Annotated in this window: 18 protein-coding genes; 9 read left to right on the top strand and 9 right to left on the bottom strand. The window is 53.0% G+C overall.

Going from position 1 to position 23616, the window contains the following annotated elements; translation table 11 throughout:
- Window positions 1-765 precede the first annotated feature (765 nt).
- Entirely contained in the window at window positions 766-2886 is a 2121-nt protein-coding gene (locus ACT2B1_RS15020) for a glycosyltransferase family 2 protein (protein WP_481668045.1), read from the bottom strand.
- Window positions 2883-3785 carry an FkbM family methyltransferase gene (locus ACT2B1_RS15015; protein ID WP_481668044.1) on the bottom strand — a complete coding sequence of 301 codons (903 nt, stop codon included), beginning with the start codon at window positions 3783-3785 and terminating at the stop codon, window positions 2883-2885. Before ACT2B1_RS15015 ends, ACT2B1_RS15020 begins: the two co-directional genes overlap by 4 nt.
- Before the next feature lie 247 nt (window positions 3786-4032).
- On the opposite strand from ACT2B1_RS15015, the gene ACT2B1_RS15010 reads away from it, so the two are divergent.
- Window positions 4033-4359 (top strand): hypothetical protein, encoded by a 327-nt coding sequence (locus tag ACT2B1_RS15010; protein WP_481668043.1) that lies wholly within the window; start codon window positions 4033-4035, stop codon window positions 4357-4359.
- A gap of 527 nt (window positions 4360-4886) precedes the next feature.
- Here ACT2B1_RS15010 and ACT2B1_RS15005 read toward each other — a convergent pair.
- Window positions 4887-5840 carry an SDR family oxidoreductase gene (locus ACT2B1_RS15005; protein ID WP_481668042.1) on the bottom strand — a complete coding sequence of 318 codons (954 nt, stop codon included), beginning with the start codon at window positions 5838-5840 and terminating at the stop codon, window positions 4887-4889.
- Window positions 5841-6001: 161 nt separating this feature from the next.
- On the opposite strand from ACT2B1_RS15005, the gene ACT2B1_RS15000 reads away from it, so the two are divergent.
- The 4 genes from ACT2B1_RS15000 to ACT2B1_RS14985 all read left to right on the top strand — a co-directional run bounded on the left by ACT2B1_RS15000 (window position 6002) and on the right by ACT2B1_RS14985 (window position 9239).
- Entirely contained in the window at window positions 6002-6892 is an 891-nt protein-coding gene (locus ACT2B1_RS15000; RefSeq protein WP_481668041.1) for an AraC family transcriptional regulator, read from the top strand.
- Between the two features lie 664 nt (window positions 6893-7556).
- On the top strand, window positions 7557-7748 hold the full coding sequence (locus ACT2B1_RS14995) for a hypothetical protein (protein ID WP_481668040.1): 192 nt from the start codon (window positions 7557-7559) through the stop codon (window positions 7746-7748).
- Between the two features lie 40 nt (window positions 7749-7788).
- Window positions 7789-9093 (top strand): DUF6538 domain-containing protein, encoded by a 1305-nt coding sequence (locus tag ACT2B1_RS14990; protein ID WP_481668039.1) that lies wholly within the window; start codon window positions 7789-7791, stop codon window positions 9091-9093.
- Entirely contained in the window at window positions 9090-9239 is a 150-nt protein-coding gene (locus ACT2B1_RS14985) for a hypothetical protein (protein ID WP_481668038.1), read from the top strand. The genes ACT2B1_RS14990 and ACT2B1_RS14985 overlap by 4 nt, the downstream gene beginning before the upstream one ends.
- A 225-nt stretch (window positions 9240-9464) precedes the next feature.
- On the opposite strand, the gene ACT2B1_RS14980 is transcribed toward ACT2B1_RS14985, so the two are convergent.
- Entirely contained in the window at window positions 9465-11837 is a 2373-nt protein-coding gene (locus tag ACT2B1_RS14980; protein ID WP_481668037.1) for an autotransporter family protein, read from the bottom strand.
- A 607-nt stretch (window positions 11838-12444) separates the two neighbouring features.
- On the opposite strand from ACT2B1_RS14980, the gene ACT2B1_RS14975 reads away from it, so the two are divergent.
- On the top strand, window positions 12445-14055 hold the full coding sequence (locus ACT2B1_RS14975) for a hypothetical protein (RefSeq protein WP_481668036.1): 1611 nt from the start codon (window positions 12445-12447) through the stop codon (window positions 14053-14055).
- Between the two features lie 592 nt (window positions 14056-14647).
- On the opposite strand, the gene ACT2B1_RS14970 is transcribed toward ACT2B1_RS14975, so the two are convergent.
- A complete protein-coding gene (locus ACT2B1_RS14970; protein ID WP_481669029.1) occupies window positions 14648-15169 on the bottom strand; it encodes a HupE/UreJ family protein in 522 nt (173 codons plus the stop codon).
- 224 nt (window positions 15170-15393) lie between these two features.
- On the opposite strand from ACT2B1_RS14970, the gene ACT2B1_RS14965 reads away from it, so the two are divergent.
- The 3 genes from ACT2B1_RS14965 (at window position 15394) to ACT2B1_RS14955 (ending at window position 18055) form a co-directional block, all read left to right on the top strand.
- The gene (locus ACT2B1_RS14965) at window positions 15394-15792 is read left to right on the top strand and encodes a nuclear transport factor 2 family protein (RefSeq protein ID WP_481668035.1); all 399 of its coding nucleotides are present in this window, start codon (window positions 15394-15396) and stop codon (window positions 15790-15792) included.
- A 554-nt stretch (window positions 15793-16346) separates the two neighbouring features.
- Window positions 16347-17555: a site-specific integrase gene (locus ACT2B1_RS14960; RefSeq protein WP_050602988.1), complete on the top strand. Its 1209-nt coding sequence runs from the start codon at window positions 16347-16349 to the stop codon at window positions 17553-17555.
- Entirely contained in the window at window positions 17552-18055 is a 504-nt protein-coding gene (locus ACT2B1_RS14955) for a hypothetical protein (protein ID WP_050602987.1), read from the top strand. Before ACT2B1_RS14960 ends, ACT2B1_RS14955 begins: the two co-directional genes overlap by 4 nt.
- A gap of 361 nt (window positions 18056-18416) precedes the next feature.
- Here ACT2B1_RS14955 and ACT2B1_RS14950 read toward each other — a convergent pair whose 3' ends face one another.
- From ACT2B1_RS14950 to ACT2B1_RS14935, 4 genes are all read right to left on the bottom strand, one after another.
- A complete protein-coding gene (locus tag ACT2B1_RS14950; protein WP_481668034.1) occupies window positions 18417-20282 on the bottom strand; it encodes an AMP-binding protein in 1866 nt (621 codons plus the stop codon).
- 412 nt (window positions 20283-20694) lie between these two features.
- Window positions 20695-21852 (bottom strand): HupE/UreJ family protein, encoded by a 1158-nt coding sequence (locus tag ACT2B1_RS14945; protein WP_481668033.1) that lies wholly within the window; start codon window positions 21850-21852, stop codon window positions 20695-20697.
- Between the two features lie 19 nt (window positions 21853-21871).
- A complete protein-coding gene (locus tag ACT2B1_RS14940; RefSeq protein WP_481668032.1) occupies window positions 21872-23035 on the bottom strand; it encodes a dipeptidase in 1164 nt (387 codons plus the stop codon).
- A 134-nt stretch (window positions 23036-23169) separates the two neighbouring features.
- A complete protein-coding gene (locus tag ACT2B1_RS14935; protein ID WP_481668031.1) occupies window positions 23170-23568 on the bottom strand; it encodes a GYD domain-containing protein in 399 nt (132 codons plus the stop codon).
- Window positions 23569-23616: the final 48 nt, after the last annotated feature.

Below are 23616 nucleotides of genomic sequence, written 5' to 3'. Positions count from 1 at the left end.
GTAGCAAGTGTTCCCGTGACGGCGCATAAATTTCGCTGCGCGAACGAATTCCTTGGCTTTGGTACTTTTTTTGACAGCGGACTTTCAACGGAAATTGTTGAATGGCAACTATGTCCGCAGGGCAGTCATTCATGCCTGGCGTAGCGAATGGCGGCTTCCAGGAAAAAGAAAACAAAGCGGAACTCCGCCGGCAACCCGCTAGGCGCCGCCGAGGGTTATGTCTACGAGGGTGGTCTTCGGTTGACGACATAGCGGTCTCGTAATCGGGCCTCCAGCGGTCGACCTAGCGGTCAGAAGTGCCCCCGAAACCGAACCAATTTCTCGGGCTTCGCCAAAAAGCTGTGTCTAATCCTCGCACGGCAAGGATTCCTACCACCCCAGCCAGTTCATCAGGACATGGAACGAGACTAGGCACTTGGGATTAAACCCTCCGAGAAATGCCCCCGTTTATGCCCCCGTTCAGATCACACGCGTCTTGCTAGTTTGTCTTGCTGTCTGCACGTCAGCGGTGACCTCCCCCAAACAGAGTGAGAGGCCGATAGCAGTCATGGCTGAGTAACGTCGGATATAGGGTTAAGTAATTGAAAACGAATGATAAGTGAGAATGCTCAAAGTAGCAGCGGCCAAGACTAAACACCACTCACGGGTTACGCTTGAGTCGACACGCACCGATGTTTCTATTGGGTGATGAAGGCTTTGTACCGCTTAAGTTCGCGGCGTCTGCATCGAACCGAGGCTTGGTCGAACCCTGGTGGATAAACCAGTTCAGTCTCCTGTACCCAATTTAGCCAGGATAGAGGCCCGCATTTCTGCAAAAACCAGATTCCCTTTCAATTCTTCGATTTTTTTCCGCCGCCATTCCACCCCTTTGTCATGAAGAGCTTTGATCTCTGGATCCGCGAGCAGCGCATCCATTTCCGCCAGCATGCGGTCACGGTGGCGCAAGATACTGGAGTCCTTGGCGCCTGATCTATTCATTTTTGCCCAGTAGTCCATGTCCATTGTCTGCCTATAGTGGTTGACTCGTCCTCGGTCACGCTTAACGAGGAACGCGTCGACAGACCCAACAGCGTAATGGTTTATCTGGGCCACCTCATAGGAAAAGCTGCTGACTGGGCGCGTCAGGTTGTCGTCCTCCCCTAATATCCGCCCGTCGGGTGACATCCAGACGAAATCGGCACCCTCCACGACAATAGGGCCGTGGGTGCCGAACCGCTCGATATCATTGGTTGGCCGGAACAGCGTTTTTGCAAATCTGTTTTCCATGCCGCCGTCGCCGATGGAACGTTCACTATCAAAGAATGTGTTGGTAACCAGCTGATCGGCATATTCGATTACATCGCCGCACCCAAAAAGCTTCCAGGTCACAGGAATGGCATCAGCACCCGGAAGACTGTCAATCAATTCATCTACAGTGCCGTTGCCGATGTGAATATTCAGAAACTCGTCTATGTCAGAAACCAGAACCCAGTCCGCCTGTTCTGCATCCAGATGCTCGCGTGCATATTTCAATGCGCTTTTCTGCGGTCCCCGGCGCAAAACGCGGTTTTCCTCATGCGACAGGTATCCTCTCGCTTGTAGCGCCTCCAGAAGCTGGACTGTGTGGTCGCTGCAATCGTTAGTATACACGAGAAAATTATTAAAGCCGATGGCGCGATGATACGCTATCCACTCCAGAATAAATGAAGCCTCGTTTTTCATTGCGGTTACAATCAGCTTTTGTCGGTCCGCATTGTGGTGTCTGCTTAGGGGAACCAGCGGTGGCCGCCCCCCCCTACCGCCGAAAACGGCTGACATCGCGTCTTGCAAGGGCGAATACTCCTCAAGCGCCCCGCTACTGATGCTGCGATCCTCTTTCCAACCAGTATTCAAGTTTCGAAAATGCCAAAGTTCAAAATCTGGGTCGACCGGGTCCCGGCGGCTCTGAATGAAATGGGTAAGCCACTGTCGCCCCGCCTGCGACCCTGCAGGAGCGACAGCATATTTCCTGTTGGACTTCGGCTTGCCGCTTTTGGTGACGAACCCATGATGTCGGTGCCGTGGCAAAAATTCGCCTCTGGTGTCGTTGACATACACCCAACGAGCGTCGGCTCGGACATAACCGCTTTCACTTTCAGCAGTTGCGTCAAAGATCGAACGGCCTGATTTCGAATGGAAAAGCTCATCGACATCAGTGTTTATGACAGCTCGCGCAGCGCCCAGAAAACGGCGACGAAAAAGCTCTGCCAGCGAACGCTGCAGAAACAAGGCATTGTCATATTTTTCTTCCGTGGGGCCAAACCGGTACCGGGCCCGAACCACTGTTGCCTGCTCTATGCCCTCGACTGCGGAGATGGCGCGAACCAATTCGTCACGGCTGTACTTAGTCGACACGTTGTCCGCGAAAACAACCGCGTTTGCCCCATGAACTTTATGATTGTAATACAGCCAATCCTGAATCCACGATAGCTCGTTGTTCTTGGAAAGAGCGAACAGCGCATTGGTGTCGCGATACGCCTCAACAAAAGACGTGCCAACAGGAATATTGCCACCAAACCTGTCATGGCTGAGTGTCAGCACGGCAGGCTTTGCGCCTGCTGTTGGCAACGAAACGACGGAACATCTTGAGAGCTTCTCAACAGCTAGCGGCTTAACCGGTATCCCATCTAAGCGGAAATCCGTGTCTTCAAGGAGACGTTTCAGATTAAAAAGCCGTGGCCCAAGCAGGACGACCTGAGTTCCGGTTTGATCAAGAAAACAATCGTAGAAAAGTGTCTTTTGGTCGTATCTTTTATAATAGCTTTCCGGGTCAGCAATATCTTCGTGGATATCCCGGCGAATTAGTTGGTCGTCATCATAGGGTAAAGCAAACCCCGAAAGTTCAATGTCTTGCACTGTCAGGGTCATGAATGATTAAGCTTCTTTAAGGGGTCAGCCTTTACGCGGTTCGGCAGCATATCGACGTATTTGTCTAAGACGCTGGCGTCCAAGCTATTGCGCTTGCGGAGTGCCTCAAGGCATTTGAGTGTGACATCGAAACTTTCCACTACAGCGTCCGCTAGTATGGCAGCGCAGCAAAGCTGCTCATTTGAAACGGCCTCGACGTCCCGTAGATTCATCAGGAAGACACAATCGCCATCTAAAAGCTGGCTGCCAAAGCGTCTTTTCCTGAGATAGCCGATATGAGAATTGTGAATGGGGTTGGACTTCAGCGACATGAACTTGTGAATTGAGAACCCCATGCTACGAAGCACCCTTATTTGTTCGTCAAAAAGGTGTTCACCCTCATAGAGCTCATAAAACCGGACTTCCGAAATGATCATGACCGCATCACGAAGCTTCTCGCGGCCATTCTCGAAAATGTCGACCTCGGCGCCTTGAACGTCGATTTTCAACAGGTCCAAATTAGTAATTTCTTCGATATCGTCCAGCCGCGACGTCCGCATTTTAACAGAATCTAGCCGCTTCGCCGCACGCTTGGAGCGGCCCAGAAACGCACGGGTCTTTTCATTTAATGATAAAACGGAAGACAAGCCGGACCCGGAATATATATTCAGCTCAGCCTCTTTTCCGTTCCCCAACGCTAAAGGGAAGTAAGTTTCATTGTCCCCTTTGATCTTAAGCAGCTCCTGATAGGCGCTTTCTTGCGGCTCGAAACCGACCACATCGCATAACCCTTGGGTCATCAATGGTTTATAGGCTGGGTCTTCCAAAGGGTTTGCGCCAACATCAACGACAACGGGGTTTCGCTCAATAGGCAGAACCTCGTGCAAGAATGACCATCGTTCCGCCTGTGCTTGTATCATTTGGTTACTGTCTTTTTCAAATACGCGAGTTCCCAGTACTTCGACAAAATGGCTAGATCAAGCCGCGCCTTCTTGCAAGGAATCTCAAAGGCTGCGATGGTGAATGTGCCTGTGCCTCATTGCGGAACTGCACAACGTCGCGCTTAAAGTGTTGGTGTCTGCGAATAGAGGGTTGGCTTCGACACGACTAACAGTTGGTTCTGAAAGCGGGCGCGACTGCCGTGCAAAAAATCAAAAGCAGAATACTATGAAGCAGACTTCAAGCGTCAAAGTTAAAATTACTGTTTTTCCGTATAATAGGAGGCATAAATCGACCGTAAGTGAAATTGATATGCCCTATAGTAAGGCTGACGAGATGACTTTCGAAATGTTAAATTCTGGAATTACGGGGGCCGATGCATTTTCGCGCTGCCTGCGAGAGTTTCATTTCTCGATTTCCGGAAAAGCCTTAAGCTTCATGCAGGAAGAGTTCCCAAATCTGGCCCTTACCAATTTCCTAAAGTCTCATCTTGAGGGCAATGATGATCTTGAGGGAACAGTGTCCCTGTACTTCCCGAATCCTGTTTCAATGTGATGCCGGCACACTCGTCGAGAGTACCGTAAAGTGCAGTATAGTTGTCCTTCGGGTGTTGATAGACGAAATCGAACCAACCTAGCTTTCTTCAAAAACAGTGAACTAATACGGAACAAAGCTCGCGCCCCTCCGCAATAACGGTGGTGAATTTCTGCAGACTTCGCATACACTCGAAAAGTGACATGGCCCGGCCTCTTCGTCGGAAAGAGTGGGCGGCGTTCTTAAATGGGTTGTTGAGTGATCTGCCTGTGCATTGTTTTTCCGGGCAGCAATTTCGGGGAGTGCTGCTTTGAAAGATAAAAGCATTGTTATTAAAGGGGATTACTGCGAGAGATACCTAAAACACGCCATCCATCCACCCCTCGTGAACGATGTCTATTTCAGGAAGCGATTTCCAGCCTTCCTTCAATGAGTATACAAAATGGACCACTCAGGTGGGGCTGATCACCAAACCTCCTACATGCTGCCCAGCGGACCAATGTCCGCTCTCTGAACTGGTGCGCTGGTAGCTGACTTCAATCAAGAGGTCAGAGTTTCCACTCGAACCCAACAGCTTTTTCAAACTCCTCCCAAAGCCGTGTCATGACAGCTTTGTCATGGGCGTGAGCGTTCAGCGTGCCCTTGCCGACCGGGCCGACCGCTTCCATTCGGCCCGTCGGGCCGTAGAGCGCCCGTTGCTCGGTCAGGGCCTCTTCTGTCGCGCACATGACCTCTGGGTATGAGCCCTGTTCCGCAGTCTGTACCATCGGTGTCTTGGTCATCAGCCACCAGATGAACCGCATCGTGCGGCTGCCGCTGGTGGTTATCAGCGATGTGGCTGATGAGCCGGGATGACAGACGAAGACCTCGACTTCTCTGCGCCCTGCAGCGGCCAGCCGGTCCTGCAGCTCATAAGCAAACATCATCTGCGCCAGCTTGCTCTGCGAATAGGCGGTGTTCGCTCCGTAGTCCTCATCCCAGTTCATGTCGCCAAACTTGATGGTCTTGAGACCCATGTTGTAGCCGAGGCTGGCGACGACCACGATCCGGCCTTTGCTTTCTTCGATGCGATCAAAAAGCAGACCATTGAGCAGAAAGTGCCCGTAGTGATTGGTACCAAGCTGGCTTTCGAACCCGTCGACGGTCAGCTTGCGCGTCGGCACCTGCGCGATGGCCGCGTTGTTGATGAGCGCGTCGATCCGAGGCATCGTCTTCAGAACCTCTTCGGCAGCCTCGCGCACGCTGTCCAGGATTGACAGGTCCATGCGTATGTAGCTCACGTCGGCTTTCGCGCCGAATTCCTGTTTCAAGCCCGTGATGGCCGCCTCGGATTTCTCGGCTGAGCGGTTCAGCATCACCACCTTGGCGTTCTTCTTCAGAAGAATGCGCGCGGCTTGAAAGCCTGCGCCAGCGTTGGCGCCAGTGATGATGTAGGTCTTGCCTGACTGGTCGCCGAGGCGCTCGGGTGTCCAGCCTTTGGGTCCGAATGTCGTATCTGCCATTTTCTGTCTCCTGCCGGCCCAAGCTGGCGGTTTAAGGTGTTGTTGCTTGAATGCACAGATAGAACCTGACTGGGCACGGAAACAGGCGATATACTCTCGATTACTTGCCCAATCGTCTCAGCCCCATTGCAAAGATGAAAGTCCTCTGCCAGCTAGAGTGCATGAACAAAGACCAGATCAAAGACCTTATCGAGCGACGTCTGCCAAAGGCAGGCCTCGTCGATACCGCGTTGAAAGGCGTCCAGCTTTTCCGGGTGACCGAGGCCATGCCCTGCGTGCCTGCTGTCTACGAACCCACGGTGGTGGCTATTCTCAGTGGCAGCAAGGAAGCTGTTCTGGAGGGTGAGCACCACGTCTATGGCAGCGACAAATACCTGCTGTGCCCCATGACTTTACCGGTGGAGGCGGGCACGCCATTGGCGTCCAAGGACGATCCTCTGCTCGGCGTGGTGATTACGCTGGAGCCACGGATGATGCGCGAGCTCACCATGGAGATCGAGGCCGCCGCTGGTGGCAACAAACAATTGCGGGATGGCGCGCCATCGGCTTTGGCATTGGCGTCCTGGGATAGTGGTTTCACGCAGGCATTGCTGCGGCTTCTCGATCTGCTCGACAATCCGGTTGAGCTGGAGGTGCTCGGGCAGGGGCGAATGCGCGAGTTGTGTTACGCGGTGCTCATGGGCGAGGCCGGGGCCTCCGCTAGACGAGCCTTTGGCGTCGGCAACGAAATCGCGCGCACCATCGACTACGTCTCAAACCACTTGAATGAAAAGGTCACCATCGACGATATGGCCGACCACGTCGGCATGAGCCGGGCGGTCTTCCATCGGCGTTTCAAAGAAGCCACGACAATGTCTCCAATACAGTTCGTGAAATCTATGCGGCTGAACAACGCCGCCATGAAGATTGCCGAAGGAAAGACCGTGTCGGAGGCGGCATGGGACGTAGGTTATCAAAGCTCGTCTCAGTTCAGCCGGGAGTTCAAACGGATGTACGGCCAGTCGCCTCGGCAATGGAGCCATGCGGCGCAGGGGCCCGAACGAATGACCTAAGGTGCAACAGTGAGCTTACGTTTGAGACGAATGTCCGTTTGAGGTGGTGCTACGGTCATTAGGTGCGTTGTACCGAATGATGGATTTGTCCGCACCCCGGTCATTTAGCCAGTCCGCAACCAACAAAGTCTGCTTTGAAGAAAAAAACAAAGTGAGCACCCGCGGCAATCCGCTAAGGGCCGCCGAGGGTTTAGCCCCAAGTGCCTAGTGTCGTTCCATGTTCCGATGATCTGGCTGGGGTGGTAGGAATCCTTGCCCTCCGATGATTGCTAAGGGCTTTTCAGCGAAGCCCGAGAAACTAGGGCGGTTTCGGGGGCGGAGCGGATGTTCATGTCTTACGTAGCGAAGGACTTGTTAGGGATATTCGCCCTGGGACATTCACGCTAACGCAGGTGCCGTTCGCAAACCTGCCATCCGCGCGTAAAACCTGAACGTCCGCTTCCCAGCCAAAACTGAGCAACCTCCTGCATCTAAATAAAGAAGCAACTGCAGGAGTTTGATCCATGAAGTACCTGTCTGCCCTCGGCGTTCTCGTCGGGGGTTTTCTTTTGCACCCACCGCCCAGGGCCGTCCTGACGACGATGCTCTGGGTGGTCTCTCGGTCGCACCCCGCTGTCTCGGCCGCTGGTTCTGCTGGCAGTTCTCTGGACGTGGAGGTACCACGATGACTGAACTGGAACTGAACCCCGGTGACGTCGTGGTCGTCCGCGCCTTCGATGACGTCTCGGAGCATCACTTCCGGGTGGAAGAGTTGTTCGAAGACTGTGTGACCGGCTTTGCTGTCACCGGCCCTCTGGCTGGTACCTACGGCGAACCGGCCCTCGAGATGATCCTTCGGGTTGTCTCTAGCGCCTAACGGCAATCCCCAAAAACCAAAACAGAAAAGGAGGAGACCTATGTCTGCTCACATTCGCTATGCCTATCTAAAGGGCCATACGTGGCTGTTCAGACGTAACTATCCCGTTGACGTGGCTCTCGCGCTGGGCGCTCAGGCGCTGAAGCAGAGCCTTAAGACCAGTGACCGCAACACCGCCCGCGTCCGCGCCGCTCAAGTCAATGCCCGGTTCGAAACGCTGGTTGAACAAGTTCGGTCGCAAGCCGAAGAAGCCCTGTCTGCCCCTGAGAGCGCCGCTGACGTTCCTCAATGGGCTGACCAACCGGAGTCGTCTCTCGTCCATCTCCGGGCCACTCTGGAGGACTCTGGGTGTAATCTGGAGCGGTCCAGCTTCGGCAGACCATCAGCGCCGGTGAAGGTGCTAGTTCGTGAGTTAAGCCGAGCCTATCTGAACAAGCGAAGTAACGAGCTAAGACCCAGCGGGTTCAAATCGGTCCGATACTCTGTCGGGTTGTTCTCTAGTCGCTTTGCTGACCAATCTGTTTGCAGCCTGACCAGAGTAGACGGACGAGAGTTTCTGTCCGCAATTGCCCAACTGTCCCCGATGATCGGAAAGTCAGAGCGGAGCCGTGGACTGACCCTGGACCAACTGGTGACATACTCGTCTCGGGGATCGGTGACCATAACAGCCAGAACCCAGCGGCGTATCTGGTCTCAGGTCAACCACTTCCTCGACTGGGTGGTCTACGAGGGGCATCTGGAACAGAACCCCTTCCGAACCGTTCTCTTCGATCGCAAGGTGCGCCCTCAACCTTATGCCGTACCGACTGACGATGAAGTAGTGCGATTGCTGGGAGCCAAGGACCGGGACCTGCATCCGGTTCTGCTGACCTGTCTATTGACAGGGATGCGAGCGGGGGAAGCGGTCGGGTTACTCCGGGAAGACCTCGTGGCCAAGGGCAACCTCGGGTGCTTCGTTCATGTTCAGCCCAACGAACTGAGACTGCTGAAGACCGACGCGGCGGAAAGACTGGTTCCGGTTCACCCAGTGCTGGATGAGACCTTCCGGCAGTTACCTTCATCTGGTCCTCTGTTCCCTGACCTTACCGTGGCGCATGTCACCAAGGGGTTCGCGCGGCTACGACGGCGGCTAGACTTGGAGCGACCGGGACTGGTGTTTCATTCGACTCGCAAGTGGTTCATCACCCAGTGCGAACGAACTGGTGTCCCTGAGCACTTCACTGCTTCTCTGGTTGGTCACCAATCGGCACGGTCGGAGAACGGGATCACCTACGGCATCTACTCGGCGGGCATTAGTGACGAGCAACGGCGGTCGATCGTCGATCAGATACGGCTTCCGGTATGACCTTCCCTGACATCGACGCGTTTGAGGAGCGAGCTGCTATCGCTGAATACGATGTTGGTTGCACCCGTAAAGCGGCGGAAGACTTGGCTGCTCGGGCTCAGGGGTTTCGTGATGCTGAAGCCTACTGGCAGTGGTTGGCGGACTAAGTCGTCAACCGTAGACCACCCTGACAACTAACCCTCGGCGGCCCATAGCGGGTTGCCCGGGGGTGCTGACTTTGCTTTCTTTTTTCTAAATGCCGCCACTCGCTGCGCTAGGCATGAATGACTGCAATGCGGACAAAGATGGCATCCACACGGCTCACTGAAAAATGTCCCGACATGGTTGTTGGCCAGTTTCCTGCCTAAAGGAAAAACAACAGTACTGCCTTATCAGAACCGAACGCTTAAGTTTGCACCGAGGCCATGCTCTTGGCCGTTGGAGCGAACTGAGTAGCCATATCCTGCCGCTAGTCTCGCCAGATCAGAAATCTGATACCCTAGCCCTAGACCAAGCACGAAGCCATTTGCCCCTCGGTTTTGTCCGACTTGTGTGAACGTGCCAAATATCGGGCTCGTTACAGTGATTTCGTGCTCACTGTCTTTGTTGGCAAAGAAGTCATATTCATACCGGGCAAAGGCGATTGGGGTTAGCAAACCACTCTCTGTCAAGAAGTCGCGTTGATAATCAACTCCAATGGAAGCGACCAGGGACTCCGCGTTCGCTTTTTCAATTGAGTAGTTGAAATCACCACCGCCAGTCTCGGAGCCTGAACCTTGTTGAATACGCCCGTAGTTCAATCCAAAAACCGTAGAGACCCTTGCACCGCTGTCCAGGTTAAGCAGCTTCCGTGCCTGGATACCGGCGTGAATTCCTTCTTGGTCCAAATCAGACTTTGCCTCGCCTCCCGTAAAGCCATCAACAGAAGGGTTATTCCGGTTGGCGTCCGTTTCGCCGAACATGTAACCGATCAGCCCAGAGAACTCCCATGTTCCGGTTGTTGTACGCCCATAGACACCCACGTGATAGCTGTCGGTCGAAAAGTCCTGATCGACTTGATCGTGCTCATCCATGGAGGACGTCCCGAAGCCCGCATAGACGCCGACAACTCCTCTATCGGTACTTGCGACATCCGCTCCGACCAAAATGGTGCCCAGCGAATAGTCGAATGTGCCAAGGCCGTTACTTCCATCAACGTCCCCGCTCACATAGGCCGTGTCGATCCACCAGCGCCGATCAGAGCAGTCGATTGCGCCAGTCGGGCTCTGGGCCGTGTCGATGCCGCCTGATGCAACGGGTTGATCCTTGTTGCTGAAGCCGACCGCTTGATATTTGCGGCAGTCAGCGTGGCTCAGAACTGTGTTGGTTATCAGGTCTAATTGCTCAAGCCCGATGGTCAAGTTGGAGGAATAAGGTTCGGCGTGCACACGGTTAAACCCAGCCAGACCTGAATTGGTAAGTGTGTTTACGGCATTACCCAACGTTGACCCATTGGTCAGATTGGTTCCGGGTGACATGTTTGTGGTGTTGGCCACCGCGCCAGCCAGATTGCTGGCATTTGACGAATTGGTAACTGCTGGGTTCTGAGGTAAGCTTGAGACCGGTTGCGCCGTGAATGCTATATCAATCTGACCATCTGTGGTCGGCGTGTTGGCTATCGTCAAATTAGACAACGCAGGAAGAGATCCTCCTGCAACAAGCGTCGGTGAGTCTCCATCAAACCTGGAAGCCCGAAAAACAGTGTAATTGTTGCCAGCAGCATAATCTTGTGCAGTCAGACCAGGTTGGGCAGCCTCTACTTGAATTGTGGCGCGGTTAATTCCTGTAGCTGGCCCGCTGGATGACACCAAGTCAGCTTTCTGCCCGGCCATCGGATCGACTTCAGTTAAGAGCCGTGACCCAGTTTCAAAGGCGATTCCGCCACTGTTGTTGAGTGTACCAATTGAAAAGCCTGGCGAAAGCACCCCGCCGTTCTTAACTGTGAAGTTGAATGCGTTCACGGTTCCCGTTCCGGCCAGCGTGCCAAAGTTCTCAAAATTTACGGTGTTCAAACTGCTTGCCGCATCAAGCCGAACGGTTGTACCTGCGGCTATCGCCAGATCGCTGGTCGAAGAAATCGAACTATTCGTCAGCGTGAAGTCAGAAGCCTCTGCAATCCGGGTTTGGATAAAATACGCCCCGAAAACCACCTCGGTCGCTCCCATAACAGTCAGGTTGTCATAGGTTAACGGTCGGTCAGACTGGAAGTAGACTTCAGTGGGGTCGATATTCGCCCCGTTGAATGGAGCGAATGTCATTGACCTGCCGGAACCGATCGACGTTCCAATGAGGTTCACTCGGAGCTTCCCGTTGATGTTTGTCGCCAAGGCTTCTCGGGAAACAAAGTCTCCGCTGCCCGCCGCGACATCAACATTCAGAAGAGTTAAAACTGAAGCATTGCTTGGAACGGTATTTTGGCCGGGAACGTACAACTCAATTTCACCTGAGGACGTGATTGAGGAGTTTCCAATTGTTAGTCCTGTAATGGGCCCGTTTGGGATCGGAAGGCACGTGCGTTCCGTCGTTGAGATTGTTTGATTAACGCGAGTGCTTTCAGATCCAGAAGAGTACTCTATCCGAGGAGAACCCAATTCTACGCAGGCTTGCGAGCTTTGAGCTTGCGCGTCGTCCGTCACCAACACAAAAGCCAAGGCTCCCAGTGTTGAATTAATGAAAACTGAACGCTGAGCATGTTGTGCCGTCGGTGCCGAGCTCTTTGTTTCCATCACCTTTCTCCTCTTATTCCATCGGTGAGAGTACACCCAAATGTGATACACTGTGAGTCTTTTGGCGTGCTCGAAAAAAGTTGAACGATTGACTGCTTTGGGCTCGAAGCGGCCGTTCGCTGCAGTCTACTTCGACGCCCCCAACCGCCAGCACCAGCGACCAGTCTTCAGCACCCGGAACAGTTGTCGGCGGTTCTGTCAGCGCCGGTGGGCGGTTCTCTAGCGGTCAAAATGCCCCAGTAACCGCCCTAGTTTCTTCTGCTTCGTCAAAAAGCCGAGTCTAGTCATTGTACGGCAAGGATTTCTACCACCCCAGCCAGTTCATTCATACATGGAGCGAAAGCAGGCGCTTGGAGCTAAACCCTCCGAGCAATGCCCCCGTTTATAAGTTAGGAGCTAACGAATTTTTCGTGTAGCGTCCGTGGTTCCGTGATCTTGAGAAGAGACAATTCAAACGCAGAAATATGGCATGGCGGCTACACTGCCGAAAAACCAATGGTCTTCTTTTAGGATCAAGCTTGTTTATCAAATTGCGCTAGGAATACGTTTTACCGAGCACCTAAAGCTCGATTTCATCTCCTGGTATTTTCATTTTTTGGTATAGTGCATGACTAAATTGAACGTTCTGACAATTGGCGCTGGCTTGCTGATTTGTTGTGGATTTATCTTTTCTAGAATCGCTGTACCGGTCTTGTTGGACGATGGCTTCATTGTTGACACACTGTTTTATGGAAATCTTGGCTGGCGTGGGTTCAACGGGCTGCACCCGGTTCTTGACTATCCTCATCATTATGGTGGAGGTTTCACTTCTTTCATTGTTTTGGCATTTAATTCTTTTGGACCGACTTTAAAAGCGATTGATTACACATACGTATTGCTGTTCCTTTTTGCATTTATTTTTGGATCAACTGTACTGCTTGGACGCGTCTCAATAGATAACGCCATTATTCTTCTCACTTGCTCAGCCGCTATTATTCTCGGTGTTAATTGCATCGAAGATGGCTTTATAGACATAATCAGCCACAGCTTTGCGTATAACCATATCGCAATCTGCTTGATGATGTTTCTAACTGTTTTTGTAGCAACAACCTCAAAATTAACGAAAATTCTTGAATTTTTGGTCAGCCTTTTCTGCGGCGGCGTTTTATTTTTTCTTATGATTATGAAAACACCTTTCTTACTGTTTTCGCTGTTCTATTTTCCAGCTTTATGGGTAAACAGAGGTAAGAAAGTTTCTTTTTATACTCTTCTGGGGTTTGTGTCGGCCATTTATCTCTTTGATCCCGCTTTGACGCGAACAATCGTGTCGACTGAATTGCTATTTTCCAATGACATTAGAAGTGCGGCAGGAGGAATACAGGGCCGCGTCCTGCACGGGATTTACATTGTTCTTGCGGCGTCCCCAATACTTCTTGTTTGCGCGTCAAAGTGTTTAACGCTCTATCGCAACGACCCCACTGGAACGTCAAATTTCATATTTGCACTATCCACATGCACCCTCGGATATTTGGCCGCCTGCCTCTTTATGAATGGTTATGCCTACTTGAAACTGCTGCCGATATTGGTTGTGGTGTTGCTGCTTTTGTCGGAGCGTATTCGCGCGAGCAGCGCAGACACTTCCGCTTCGTCGGACCTAGTGGCCTTGGTTCTCGCAGCGCTGATCATTGCGCAAGGCGCGGTCGCTTCGATAAATTACGTCCGGATTTCTTCTGAACTGAAGGATTATTCCCTGATCGAGAAAGGTCCTGTCTCTATGTATGTGATGCCATATTTTTCGCCGGGAGAAAAAGCCGGGGATACGCGGGAGGAAAGACTTTCAAATGCATCAGAAGCTTTGGCCGCTCGGAGAAAGAACGGTGAACCAGAGCGCGGGGCTGATTCCTATGTTATTTTTGCGGACGGCATTCAATTGCTTCAGTCTGTGCCGGAAGTTCAATCTAAACGTATCGTGTCAACCGGTGGAGGATATGACTTCACACTCGCATTGGAAGCGCCACCTGTAGTCAGCTATCCTGTTTGGCCTTGGGACCGTGAAGGATCCGCTAATTTTCTGGATTTGGATGATGTAGACATCGTTTTGGAATCCTTGGACCCTTACAGAGCCAATGTGTTTTCGAGCGATGCGATGGCCAAACTTGAAGACGAGTTTGAACTATGCCGGACGTCCAAGTTCTTCAAAATGCATATCTCCAAAAACACCGGTGAAAACTTTTGTTAACCATTTTTTAGTGGATATTACCCAAACTCCAGGGTTTCGCCTTCGCAAACCACAAAAAAGGGTAACCATGCTCACGGTTTTACCGAGCGGCCATGCTCATCTCCAACCGAATGTGTGACTGCCATCGGCACTTCTGGCCTGATGCAGGTAGACCGCTCCAGATTTAACAACAAGCGCCTGCTGTCGTTCCATGTTCTGAAGGACTGGCTGGGGTGGTAGGAATCCTTGCCGTCCGATGATTGTTATAGGCTTTTCCAACCGGTGGCCGAAACTGGGGCGGTTCCGGGGGCATTTTGCGGAGCGAAGCGATGGCGGAATGAGGGCGAAGGACGAGTGAGTACGGGGCATTTGACCGCTAGATCGACCGCTACGGGACCGCTAGAGAACCGCCCACTGGCGCTGAGACGACCGCTGACGATCGTTTCCGGGTGCTGACGGAGGTCGCTGGTGCTTGCGGGTTGGGGGGTGAGCGGATGTTCATGTCTAGTGCAGCGAAGGACTGGTGGGAGCCCAATCTGTCTTATGCTGGGGAACAGCCGAATGTCCGCTTTTCTCCCAGGTGACCATCACGGCACGCGCCATTGCAATAACCTTAAGTCAGCGTGGAATAAACCTCGGCAACTCGCTGAAAGGTCCAAAAGCAGGCGATAGCCGCACATCCACCGGCCAAGCCCACTCGTAGGGACATCCACAAACTGGAGTTCACGCGCCGACACATTACCAAGGCAGGCCAGAGTACAAGAACAATTGCAACTTGGCCAAGCTCGACGCCAAGATTGAATGCAAGCAGGCTTTGCCAGATGTTTGGGGATGTAACCTGCAAAATCTTGTGCAACACAAAGCTAAACCCAAGCCCGTGCAAGAGACCAATCATCGTTGTCAGAAGCACCATCGTGATCTCAGAACGCGCGTTGTCCTTGAAACTCATAAACGCCGCTGCGGCTGCAAAAATGATAGAAAGCGCGATTCCGGTTTCAACGGCAGGAACAAACCAAGCGCCCGATGGCACAAACCCAAAAAACCCCAGCGACAGCGTTACGCTATGCCCAACGGTAAAGCCAGTCGCACGCAACAATAGTGCCCTGAGTGTCTGCGCTCCAATGACCAAACACACAACAAACAAAACATGATCCAACCCTTCGAGGATATGTCGTATACCAGGGCAGCACCCAGTGACTTCATACTGTTTGTGGAGATAACGCGGCGGTTTGCTAAGCTTGGCGTGAGCGACTGCAATGCTCGCAAAACAGAATTATTGCGTCGGAGCATCTAGGATAAAGTCTTGTGCTATACTTTGGAACCATAGGGTAAGCATTACGTGAACAAGGGGAAACCGAAATGCTTTTTGCAGAGGCACTAGAGAAAGCTTCTTCGTATGCTGCTGCATGGAGTTCCAACGATCCAATGCAGGTGGCCGCTCACTATGCAGAAAACGGGGTCGCAAGGCTAAACTCAGGCAATGCGATCCAAGGCCGAGCGGCGATTGCCTCGGATTACGCTAAACCATTCTTTCGTGATTTTCCTAAATCTTCCGTATTGCTGCATGATTTTCGTATATCCGGGAACCACGCCCTTTTTACGGGTATGCTCGTCGGCCCTGGAAGGCCTGAAGAAGCTCCGATCCGTCTATTGGGATGGGAGGAGTGGACCTTCAACGATAATGGGCTGATCCAGTTGTCGTTGGTTTGGTTCGATCGCGAGGACCACGCGAGACAGGGCGGTAGCGCTTTCTCATAGTGGATGAACAACTTTAAGCCTGCATAGTATCGTCTAGATTGGTCTCGTTAGGGTCATTCAAAGCAGTAAGATTAAACTGCTCCTGCAAAGCTCCGTATGGCTCTGTGGCTATGCTAACTGATGGTTGTTAAACCAGCTAACCCGCTCCTCCCTTCCTTCTTATTATTAACAAGGAACAAGGATACTGAGGTCTCTCTAACCTCCGGTTTCTATTCATTACTTATACCTATTCCCTAGCGCCCTAGTACCCCAGTTATGGAGAACCGTGGCATGGGCCTTCAACGACCTCTGAGGGCCCACCCTCAACACCCGAAACAGCTGGGGCATAAACGGGGGCATTTCTTGGAGGGTTTAGCCCCAAGAACCTATCGTCATTCCATGTTCTGATGAACTGGCTGGGGTGGTAGCAGCCATGACTGTTTCCAAAGCTTTCCAGCTGCTTCCAAATTACTATTGTAATTATTCTCATTTAGGTTGATTTTTCTTCCAACGGGTTCCAACGAGAGGCGGTGAGTTCTACGTTTTTCTGTGGGGCAGATTGTGGGGCAGATTTAGTGACGCGGAAATCGGATAGTAAGAGTTTGACGGCGCGAAGTGTCGCTGCGCTACCGCCGGGGCGTTACCCAGACGGGCAAGGGACAGGGCTCATCCTTCGGGTTCTGGACAGCGGTCGCCGAAACTGGATGCAACGCCTCACGATACACGGGCGGCGTCGCGATATCGGGCTGGGCGGATATCCTGCAGTTTTGCTGGCAGAAGCCCGTGAAACTGCACTGGCAAACAAGAGGGTTGCCGCTGCCGGCGGCGATCCTATTTCGGAAAAACGGAAAGCAAAGGCCGAGGCCGCGAAGCGACTGACATTTGCCGAGGCTGCACTGCGTACCCGCGATGAACTGGCGCCTTCATGGAAGGGAAAGAAGGAGCCGCAGGCGTTCCTGTCGTCGTTAAAAACCTACGCCTTCCCGTATTTCGGAAGCACCGACGTTGCCGATGTAACCTCTGCCGACATAAGACGTGCTGTTCTAGCTTGCCGTGAAAAGGTGCCGAACCTGAGCGTGAAGGTGCAACACCGCATTCTCAGCGTGTTCAAGTGGTCGGTTGCCGAGGGGTTGCGAGACACCAACCCGGCGACCGGTGATGCGCTTGCACTGCCGAAACTGGAACTCAAGCAAAAGAACAACCGTGCGCTTCCCTACGCTGACGTAGCCGATGCCATCGAGACCGTTAAGGCATCCAAAGCCTGGGCGTCCACCAAGCTGGCAATCGAGTTCACGATTCTGACTGCCGCGCGTAGCGGCGAGGTGCGCGGTGCCCGTTGGGAAGAAGTTGACCTTGGGAATGCTGTGTGGATCATTCCGGCAGAGCGAATGAAGATGAACCGCGAACATCGGGTGCCGCTATCGCGCCGTGCTGTCGAAGTTTTGCGGCAAGCGGAAGTTCTGCGCGATGGAACCGGGCTGGTGTTTCCATCCGCCCGAGGCAAGCAGCTTTCCGACATGACCCTTTCCAAGCTGGTGAGGGAGCTCGGTATCAACAGCACGGTTCACGGTTTCCGCTCATCTTTCAGGACGTGGGCGCAGGAACGCACCAACGTTCCCGGCGAAGTTGCCGAGGCAGCCCTTGCCCACGTGAAAGCAGACAAGGTTGAAGCCGCGTATGCCCGCTCAGATCTGTTCCAGAAGCGGCGCAAACTGATGGAGCAGTGGTGCAATTATCTCTTTGCCTTGCGCGGCGAGGTTGTCAGGATAGGAGCGCAGTCATGAGCGATGATCATCAGCCGGAGGGCTTGCTAGATATTTTCCTTTCGGACGAGGAGATTGCAGAGAAATACCGTGACAAACCGGATCCCCTACGCGGCATCGGCCTTGGCTTGGGCGCATCTGACAGGGCGCGAGAGTTGGTGTTGAAGGGTCTCGAATATGAGCAGCTTGAGATAATATCCAAAGTGCTCGAAAACCAGAAGAGGCAGCCGGGTCGGCCGAGCATAAACGACAAGCGTTTTACAAAACACAGCAAACGAGCGTTTTGTCTCTACGCAATGGCCGAACGCATCAAAAAGGAGCGCGGGATTGCCCCGGACGAGGGATTGGAAATCACGTTGCGCAAGCTCATTGAGGAGACGGAAAAGACATTTCCGACCCACGGCATATTTAAGAAGCCCAAGGATTTCGACAAAATGCGCAAGAGCATCAAACAAGGGTGCAAGGCGTTAGGCATAGAAGATCAGTGGCGGGGTCCACCACTTTCCGACCTAATGAAATAGGGTCTGACCGGATAACCAGAAGATGACGGTAGCGGCGACGCGGATTGCCGACAGGAACAGCTCACCACCTAGGTCATAGCGGTTTGCGATACGACGCCAGTCCTTAAGGCTAGCGAACAAGTTCTCGATCGGATGCCGCTTTGCGGTGGAGGTTGGTACTGAATGTCCGAAATGCGCAGATATGCGGACATCTGGGTAAAACCGTCAGATGACCGAATGGAGCCCATTGCAGCCGTTGTCATGGGAACTGGATTCTGTGATTGCATTTAGCAGCTGAACAATCAAAAGGCTCGCACAATGGCCACCGGCAACACAATATTTTTTTGGGATTGGCAATTTGAGCCGTGTTTAGAGTTGTCCCCTACGATCCCACTTCAACGCGCGTCTCGAAAAGGAAGTCATGAAGCTTCTGTTCAACGCTGGACCTAGACGACGCGTCTGTCTCAGAAAGGCACACTGTGACGCAAAGTCCGCGTGGCCCACCCGCCTCCACTTGCACGTGAGCGTCGGGCAACTTCAGTTGTTCACGAAGCAGATTTGATACTACCAGCTTTGCAGCATCGCACCGCAGACTTGGCTTGAAGATTTTGCCGACTGACGTCAGCGGTATCTCATCAACAATCTTAATGATCTTCGGCCAAGCTGGTCTTTCATCGATAGTGTTCTGAGCATGTGCCACTAGTTCTTCAACGGTAACCTCATCGGATGTGTGGACCTGAATGAAACATATCGGCAGTTCTCCGGCATAGGGATCGGGCATGCCGACCGCTGCTGCCAACGCGACAGCAGGGTGGGTACTCATCGCATTCTCAATCATGACCGGATCGATATTGTGGCCGCTTCGGATAATCAGATCTTTGGAGCGTCCGGCAACATAAAGGCACCCATTCGCATCTTTGTACCCCAAGTCGCCCGAATTCAGGACACCGTCTATGAACACCTCGCTGTTAAATTCTGGAACGCTGTAACCGGGCGACACGTGAGGACCTTTGATGGCTACAACACCGATTTCGCCAATCTCACACACCGCTCCAAGACCACCATCGCTTTCCAGCTTGAGAACGTCGACATTTGTGTAAGGTAACGCCCAGCCAACTGAACCTGCAGTACCTGTACCGCAGAGTGGATCGATACTGATCAATCCGGAAGCTTCCGTCATGCCCAGAATTTCAAAAAGAGTGCAGCCGGTCACTTCCTTGAACTTCTGCCCGACCGCAGGCGGTAGCAATGAAGCGCCAGTCGCGCCCGCCCGCACGTGCGAAATGTCATGATCGCCGATTGGCGTTTGCAAAATCGCCCCAATAGCAGTTGGTACGCCGCCAACAATTGTAACCTTATATTCTGCAACAAGACGCCAAAAGCTTGCGACAACTGCTGGGTTTCGCAGACCGGCAGGAGTCATTACGAGCAGTTCAACGCCTGCCATAAAGCAACTGAGGCCGCCGACAATCGTTCCGGCGACGTGAAAAAGAGGAAAAGTAGCGGTAAATACATCATCAGAGCGAAAGCCGCACATGACAGCTCCCCCGAATGCTGCGACCAGCTGGCTGCGGTGGGTGTGCGCAACGAGCTTTGGCACACCGGTTGTGCCCCCGGTGTGAAAATAGGCCGCCAGATCTGAACCCCTGCGCGCCTCCCCAAAAGTCAGATGATCATCAGGTTGGGCCATCAAAGCACTGGCAAGATCAATAACTCCTTCTTCGGGCGGTGTACCCGGCGGAGAAACGCGCACAAGTACGAGGCCCGGAACCTGCTCCCGCATTGCTAGAGCTTTCTCCCAAATGTCCAGCTGTGGATGAGGGCCAAGAGCAACAAGGATCTTTGCCTCGGAGGCTTTGAGAAGTTCTGCTATGCTCTCAGGCTGCAAAAGAAAATTGATCGGGACAGCGTACCCAGCTGTTTCTGCTCCCCACAAAGTGACGTGGGTTTCAATCAAAGCGGGCAGCATAAACGCAACGCCCGGTGCTTCACCTCCAATCGCTGCAAACAGATTTGCAGCGCGCATTATCTGTCCCAGCAACTGTTTATAGGTCACACGACGCGGCTCTTCGTCTTCAGTTCCGGTCATCAGCATTGTCAGCGCAGTCGCATCAGGATCGCGGTCAGCGCTGTTGATAAAGACATCCAAGATGCTTTGTTCAGGTAAACGCTCTTCAAGCGTCATTTCTTCTTCGAACTCAGAAATATCACTTTGAGTCCTGATCGGCTGTGTGCCCAGATTGACCATGGGATCTCCTTCAACTTCAGGAAAGTGTCACTTGAGCTTTGGTCGAGCAGCCGAACTTTGCAACACCAACATACAAGATAAAGCACAAAAACAAGCCAATCTACGAAAGGCCGCTTTGTCCGCAAGGCGGACATTCAGCGGAATTAACCGAACGTCTGCTTCGAGCCCATACTTGCCGTTACCCCGGTAAGCCGAATCCGACGCGATGGGCAGAAAGCAGCCGTCCGCCGCGTGCTGCACCGATGTCAGCTTCTGTGATTTCGGCTTGTTGTCTTTTGGGTGCTACGGATATTCCCAGTGGCGATTTCGACACGTGTGAACGCGATTTGGGCACTCGAACGCATAGGCTCTTCAAGTGCATTAGGCCGCGAACAACCCAAAGCGGGCTGTCAAAAAACTTGATGCCCAGGCCTTATGTCAACGCTGCAAGAGCCCGCTCGACAGTCCAGAAGGCGCCCACCAAAGCGATGACAAAACTCGCCGGTACCACGATGAGCGATCTGTACCACGGTTCCTTGCGCCAAAGTCCAACAGCCAGAAAGGCTGCCGCTATGACAACCAACTGGCCAATCTCAACGCCTACATTGAAGCCAATTAGCCGGGTCAACCAATGGTCGCCTGATGGGCTAATCTCCTCTAGAACTGACGCAAAACCGAACCCATGGAGCAGACCAAAGAAGAAAATTAGAGTGAAGCGGGCACCGCCTGGTTTGTTGCGCAATATGTTTTCAACAGCGGCATATACAATGGACAAGGCAATTAAAGGTTCAAAGAACCCTGTTGGCAAATCAACAAAGCCTAGCCAGCCGAGGGTCAGTGTCACCGAGTGCGCGACGGTAAAAGCCGTGACCTGCCAGATCAGGTCGCGGACCGTTTGCGCAAATAGGAACAGGCAGAGTACGAACAAGATGTGATCCAGCCCGTAAGGGACGATGTGAATGATCCCCTGCCATGTGAAATACAAGAAGTCGGCCACTGCTGAGCTCAGTGTTGTTTCTTGGGACCCAATAAGGTTCAGTGTCTGGCTGGTTCGTCCAGCCTGCAGCAGCGTGACACTTGGGACCGACACTTCAAGCCGCATATCCCCAAGTAAAGGCGACATTTTGATACTTACTGCGCTGGCACCTTGCGGAGCGTCACCATAACCGACGAAAACCAAGCGGTATTCAGTGCTGTCCGGTGGTCTGTCGAGAACAGCACGGATATCGCGCGGAGATGGAAAGGACAATGCCCGCAATTCGGCCGTATTCCCGTCGAACCGTATGAGCGTCTCTTCGGAGACTTCTGCACGTATTTCTGACAGCGTGGTTTCGATTGTGCCGAGATCCAGCCCGCGCACCTGCTCAACAAGAAATCGGTCGGATCCGTTCAAGCCTAAGTGCCGCTCGAAAGCCTCGATCAAGTCGGCGCTTACGGCAATCTGATAGCTTTCGCCTTCAATGGACAACCGTGCATCGCCCAACTCGAACTTATGTGCGAGAGCGGACTGCGCAAAGAGCACAAGCAAAAACGCAAGGGCTAGTCGGGTGAGCAATAACCCGACCAGCCTTATCAAGCGATGGGAAGTCATGTCTCGCTTTTCTTATCGACTACCCCCAAACCTGCTCGAAGATGCGCGTGAAGTTACCTCCCATCACTTTTTTGACGTCCTCGTCAGAGTACCCGCGCAACCACATTTCATCGATAATGGCCGCATAGATTTTCGCGGCTTCCCCTATGCCAGTTGTGGCCAATTTGTTTACCGCTGCACTGAGCCCGCCGTCGTCGAATTGTTCTGGATTTGACTTCCCAAACTCATAAATCTTAGACCAGTCAAAACCGTCGTCGGAGCTGAGTCCAACGTTGTCGATGCTTGTCAAATCCCGCATGTAGTCAATTCGGTCGACAACGTCCTGAGGACGAGTGAGCTCTGTCTGCGGGCTGATCATTATGAAAGGCAACATACAAAGGCTAACCACACCTCCGGTATCTGCAACCGCTTGAATCCGCTCATCGGAACTTGTCCGCAGGCGGATTTCTCCCTCAGGATAGCCAGAGTAGAGAGCGTGCACGGAAGAGTGCGTTTCGATTACAGGTAAGTCGGGACGCATTTGTTTTGCATATTCGATGGTACTAAGTGCGGTGGGTTCGCTGGCATGTGACGTGTCGACGAGCACTCCATGCCTTTGCATCGCGTCGACGACTGTCTTGCCATAGGCCGAGATTGGCCCTGGGTTCAGGACAAAATTCCCATCACCCGCACGCTGACGCTCGTTGTAGGCCAAGCCCATTGTGCCAAGTCCCATCGACTTTGCCACGGGCATGTAGATGTCCGGCTGGTTGTTGAGAATCTCCGCTGATTGCGAGTTCCAGAAGAAGCCATATTTTCCTTCTTCATGGGCCCGCCGGATATCACCTGCCTTACGCACCACCATAAACCGATCGTCCGCATCGATTTTGCGGAGGTTGTAGCTGGTTTCACGAGCGAATGTGTCGAAGTCGTTGATGCCTTGCGCGGTTGTAACACCCGTCGCCGTGATACCCGCGTCGAGGGCTCTGGTGTAATACTCATCCCACATCTCGGGTCGTGTGGCGGTTTGCTCAAAGTTCGCGTTCAGCGAGTCTATGGCAACAATATCCTTTAGGAATTGAGCCGCCTTGTCGCTGGACTCCCAAACCGGGCTGTATTCGCTGGCCCATGTCATTTTTCCGCAGGTAGCTGACAGGGCAGCTGCTGCGCCAGCAGTTTTCAAAAATGCGCGTCTGTTTTGCATGGTGAAGTTCTCCCAGTTTCGATTGTTTCGATTTTCTAAAGACTTACCTTGTGGCGAGGTGTATTCCCACCGCACGACACTCAATCGAGTTTGTTCCTATCGATCACGCCGTCTTTCATGATCAGAGGCCAACATTACTCCGCCGGTGTCGTAAACTCCGGCACCCGTTTCAGCGCCTCAACCATGTCGGCGCTCGTCATCAATTCAATGAAGGTGTAGTTCTTCAGAACGCCCTGGCTGAGGCGGGCCGCGTACATTGCCTGCACCATACTAGGATCGTCCGGCACCCGCACGGTGACGTAGTTCCGGCCGTCGGCCATGCCCCAGAAATAGCTGATCATCTCACCGCCCATTGCCTCGAGCGCGGCCCCCATGCCCTCGCCCCGGTCGGTGGGGTTTTCGATCATGATCTGCCAAGCTTCGGGAGACGGCTCTCCGATCCCCAGATAGTATCGGCTGCGAGTTTCTTCGGCGCTCACGGCGGTCGCGACTACCAGCACACTTGCAAATGCGGACAATAGAAGTCGTTTCATAGGCTCATCCTTTTCGTTCAACAGCCGACAAAGGGAGGCACCTCCGCC

The organism is Ruegeria sp. S263 (assembly GCF_056780525.1).
Note: the sequence above shows the minus strand (reverse complement) of the source record. Positions and strands in the feature narration are given on the sequence as shown.

Excerpts from the sequence above, each read along its gene's own strand:
- ACT2B1_RS15015 (WP_481668044.1), bottom strand. The coding sequence starts at position 3,785 with ATGATACAAGCACAGGCGGAACGATGGTCATTCTTGCACGAGGTTCTG.
- ACT2B1_RS14935 (WP_481668031.1), bottom strand. The coding sequence starts at position 23,568 with ATGAAACGACTTCTATTGTCCGCATTTGCAAGTGTGCTGGTAGTCGCG.
- ACT2B1_RS14955 (WP_050602987.1), top strand. The coding sequence starts at position 17,552 with ATGAGCGATGATCATCAGCCGGAGGGCTTGCTAGATATTTTCCTTTCG.
- ACT2B1_RS15020 (WP_481668045.1), bottom strand. The coding sequence starts at position 2,886 with ATGACCCTGACAGTGCAAGACATTGAACTTTCGGGGTTTGCTTTACCC.
- ACT2B1_RS14990 (WP_481668039.1), top strand. The coding sequence starts at position 7,789 with ATGTCTGCTCACATTCGCTATGCCTATCTAAAGGGCCATACGTGGCTG.
- ACT2B1_RS14980 (WP_481668037.1), bottom strand. The coding sequence starts at position 11,837 with ATGGAAACAAAGAGCTCGGCACCGACGGCACAACATGCTCAGCGTTCA.
- ACT2B1_RS15010 (WP_481668043.1), top strand. The coding sequence starts at position 4,033 with ATGAAGCAGACTTCAAGCGTCAAAGTTAAAATTACTGTTTTTCCGTAT.
- ACT2B1_RS15005 (WP_481668042.1), bottom strand. The coding sequence starts at position 5,840 with ATGGCAGATACGACATTCGGACCCAAAGGCTGGACACCCGAGCGCCTC.
- ACT2B1_RS14950 (WP_481668034.1), bottom strand. The coding sequence starts at position 20,282 with ATGGTCAATCTGGGCACACAGCCGATCAGGACTCAAAGTGATATTTCT.
- ACT2B1_RS14985 (WP_481668038.1), top strand. The coding sequence starts at position 9,090 with ATGACCTTCCCTGACATCGACGCGTTTGAGGAGCGAGCTGCTATCGCT.
- ACT2B1_RS14975 (WP_481668036.1), top strand. The coding sequence starts at position 12,445 with ATGACTAAATTGAACGTTCTGACAATTGGCGCTGGCTTGCTGATTTGT.
- ACT2B1_RS15000 (WP_481668041.1), top strand. The coding sequence starts at position 6,002 with ATGAACAAAGACCAGATCAAAGACCTTATCGAGCGACGTCTGCCAAAG.
- ACT2B1_RS14965 (WP_481668035.1), top strand. The coding sequence starts at position 15,394 with ATGCTTTTTGCAGAGGCACTAGAGAAAGCTTCTTCGTATGCTGCTGCA.
- ACT2B1_RS14940 (WP_481668032.1), bottom strand. The coding sequence starts at position 23,035 with ATGCAAAACAGACGCGCATTTTTGAAAACTGCTGGCGCAGCAGCTGCC.
- ACT2B1_RS14945 (WP_481668033.1), bottom strand. The coding sequence starts at position 21,852 with ATGACTTCCCATCGCTTGATAAGGCTGGTCGGGTTATTGCTCACCCGA.
- ACT2B1_RS14995 (WP_481668040.1), top strand. The coding sequence starts at position 7,557 with ATGACTGAACTGGAACTGAACCCCGGTGACGTCGTGGTCGTCCGCGCC.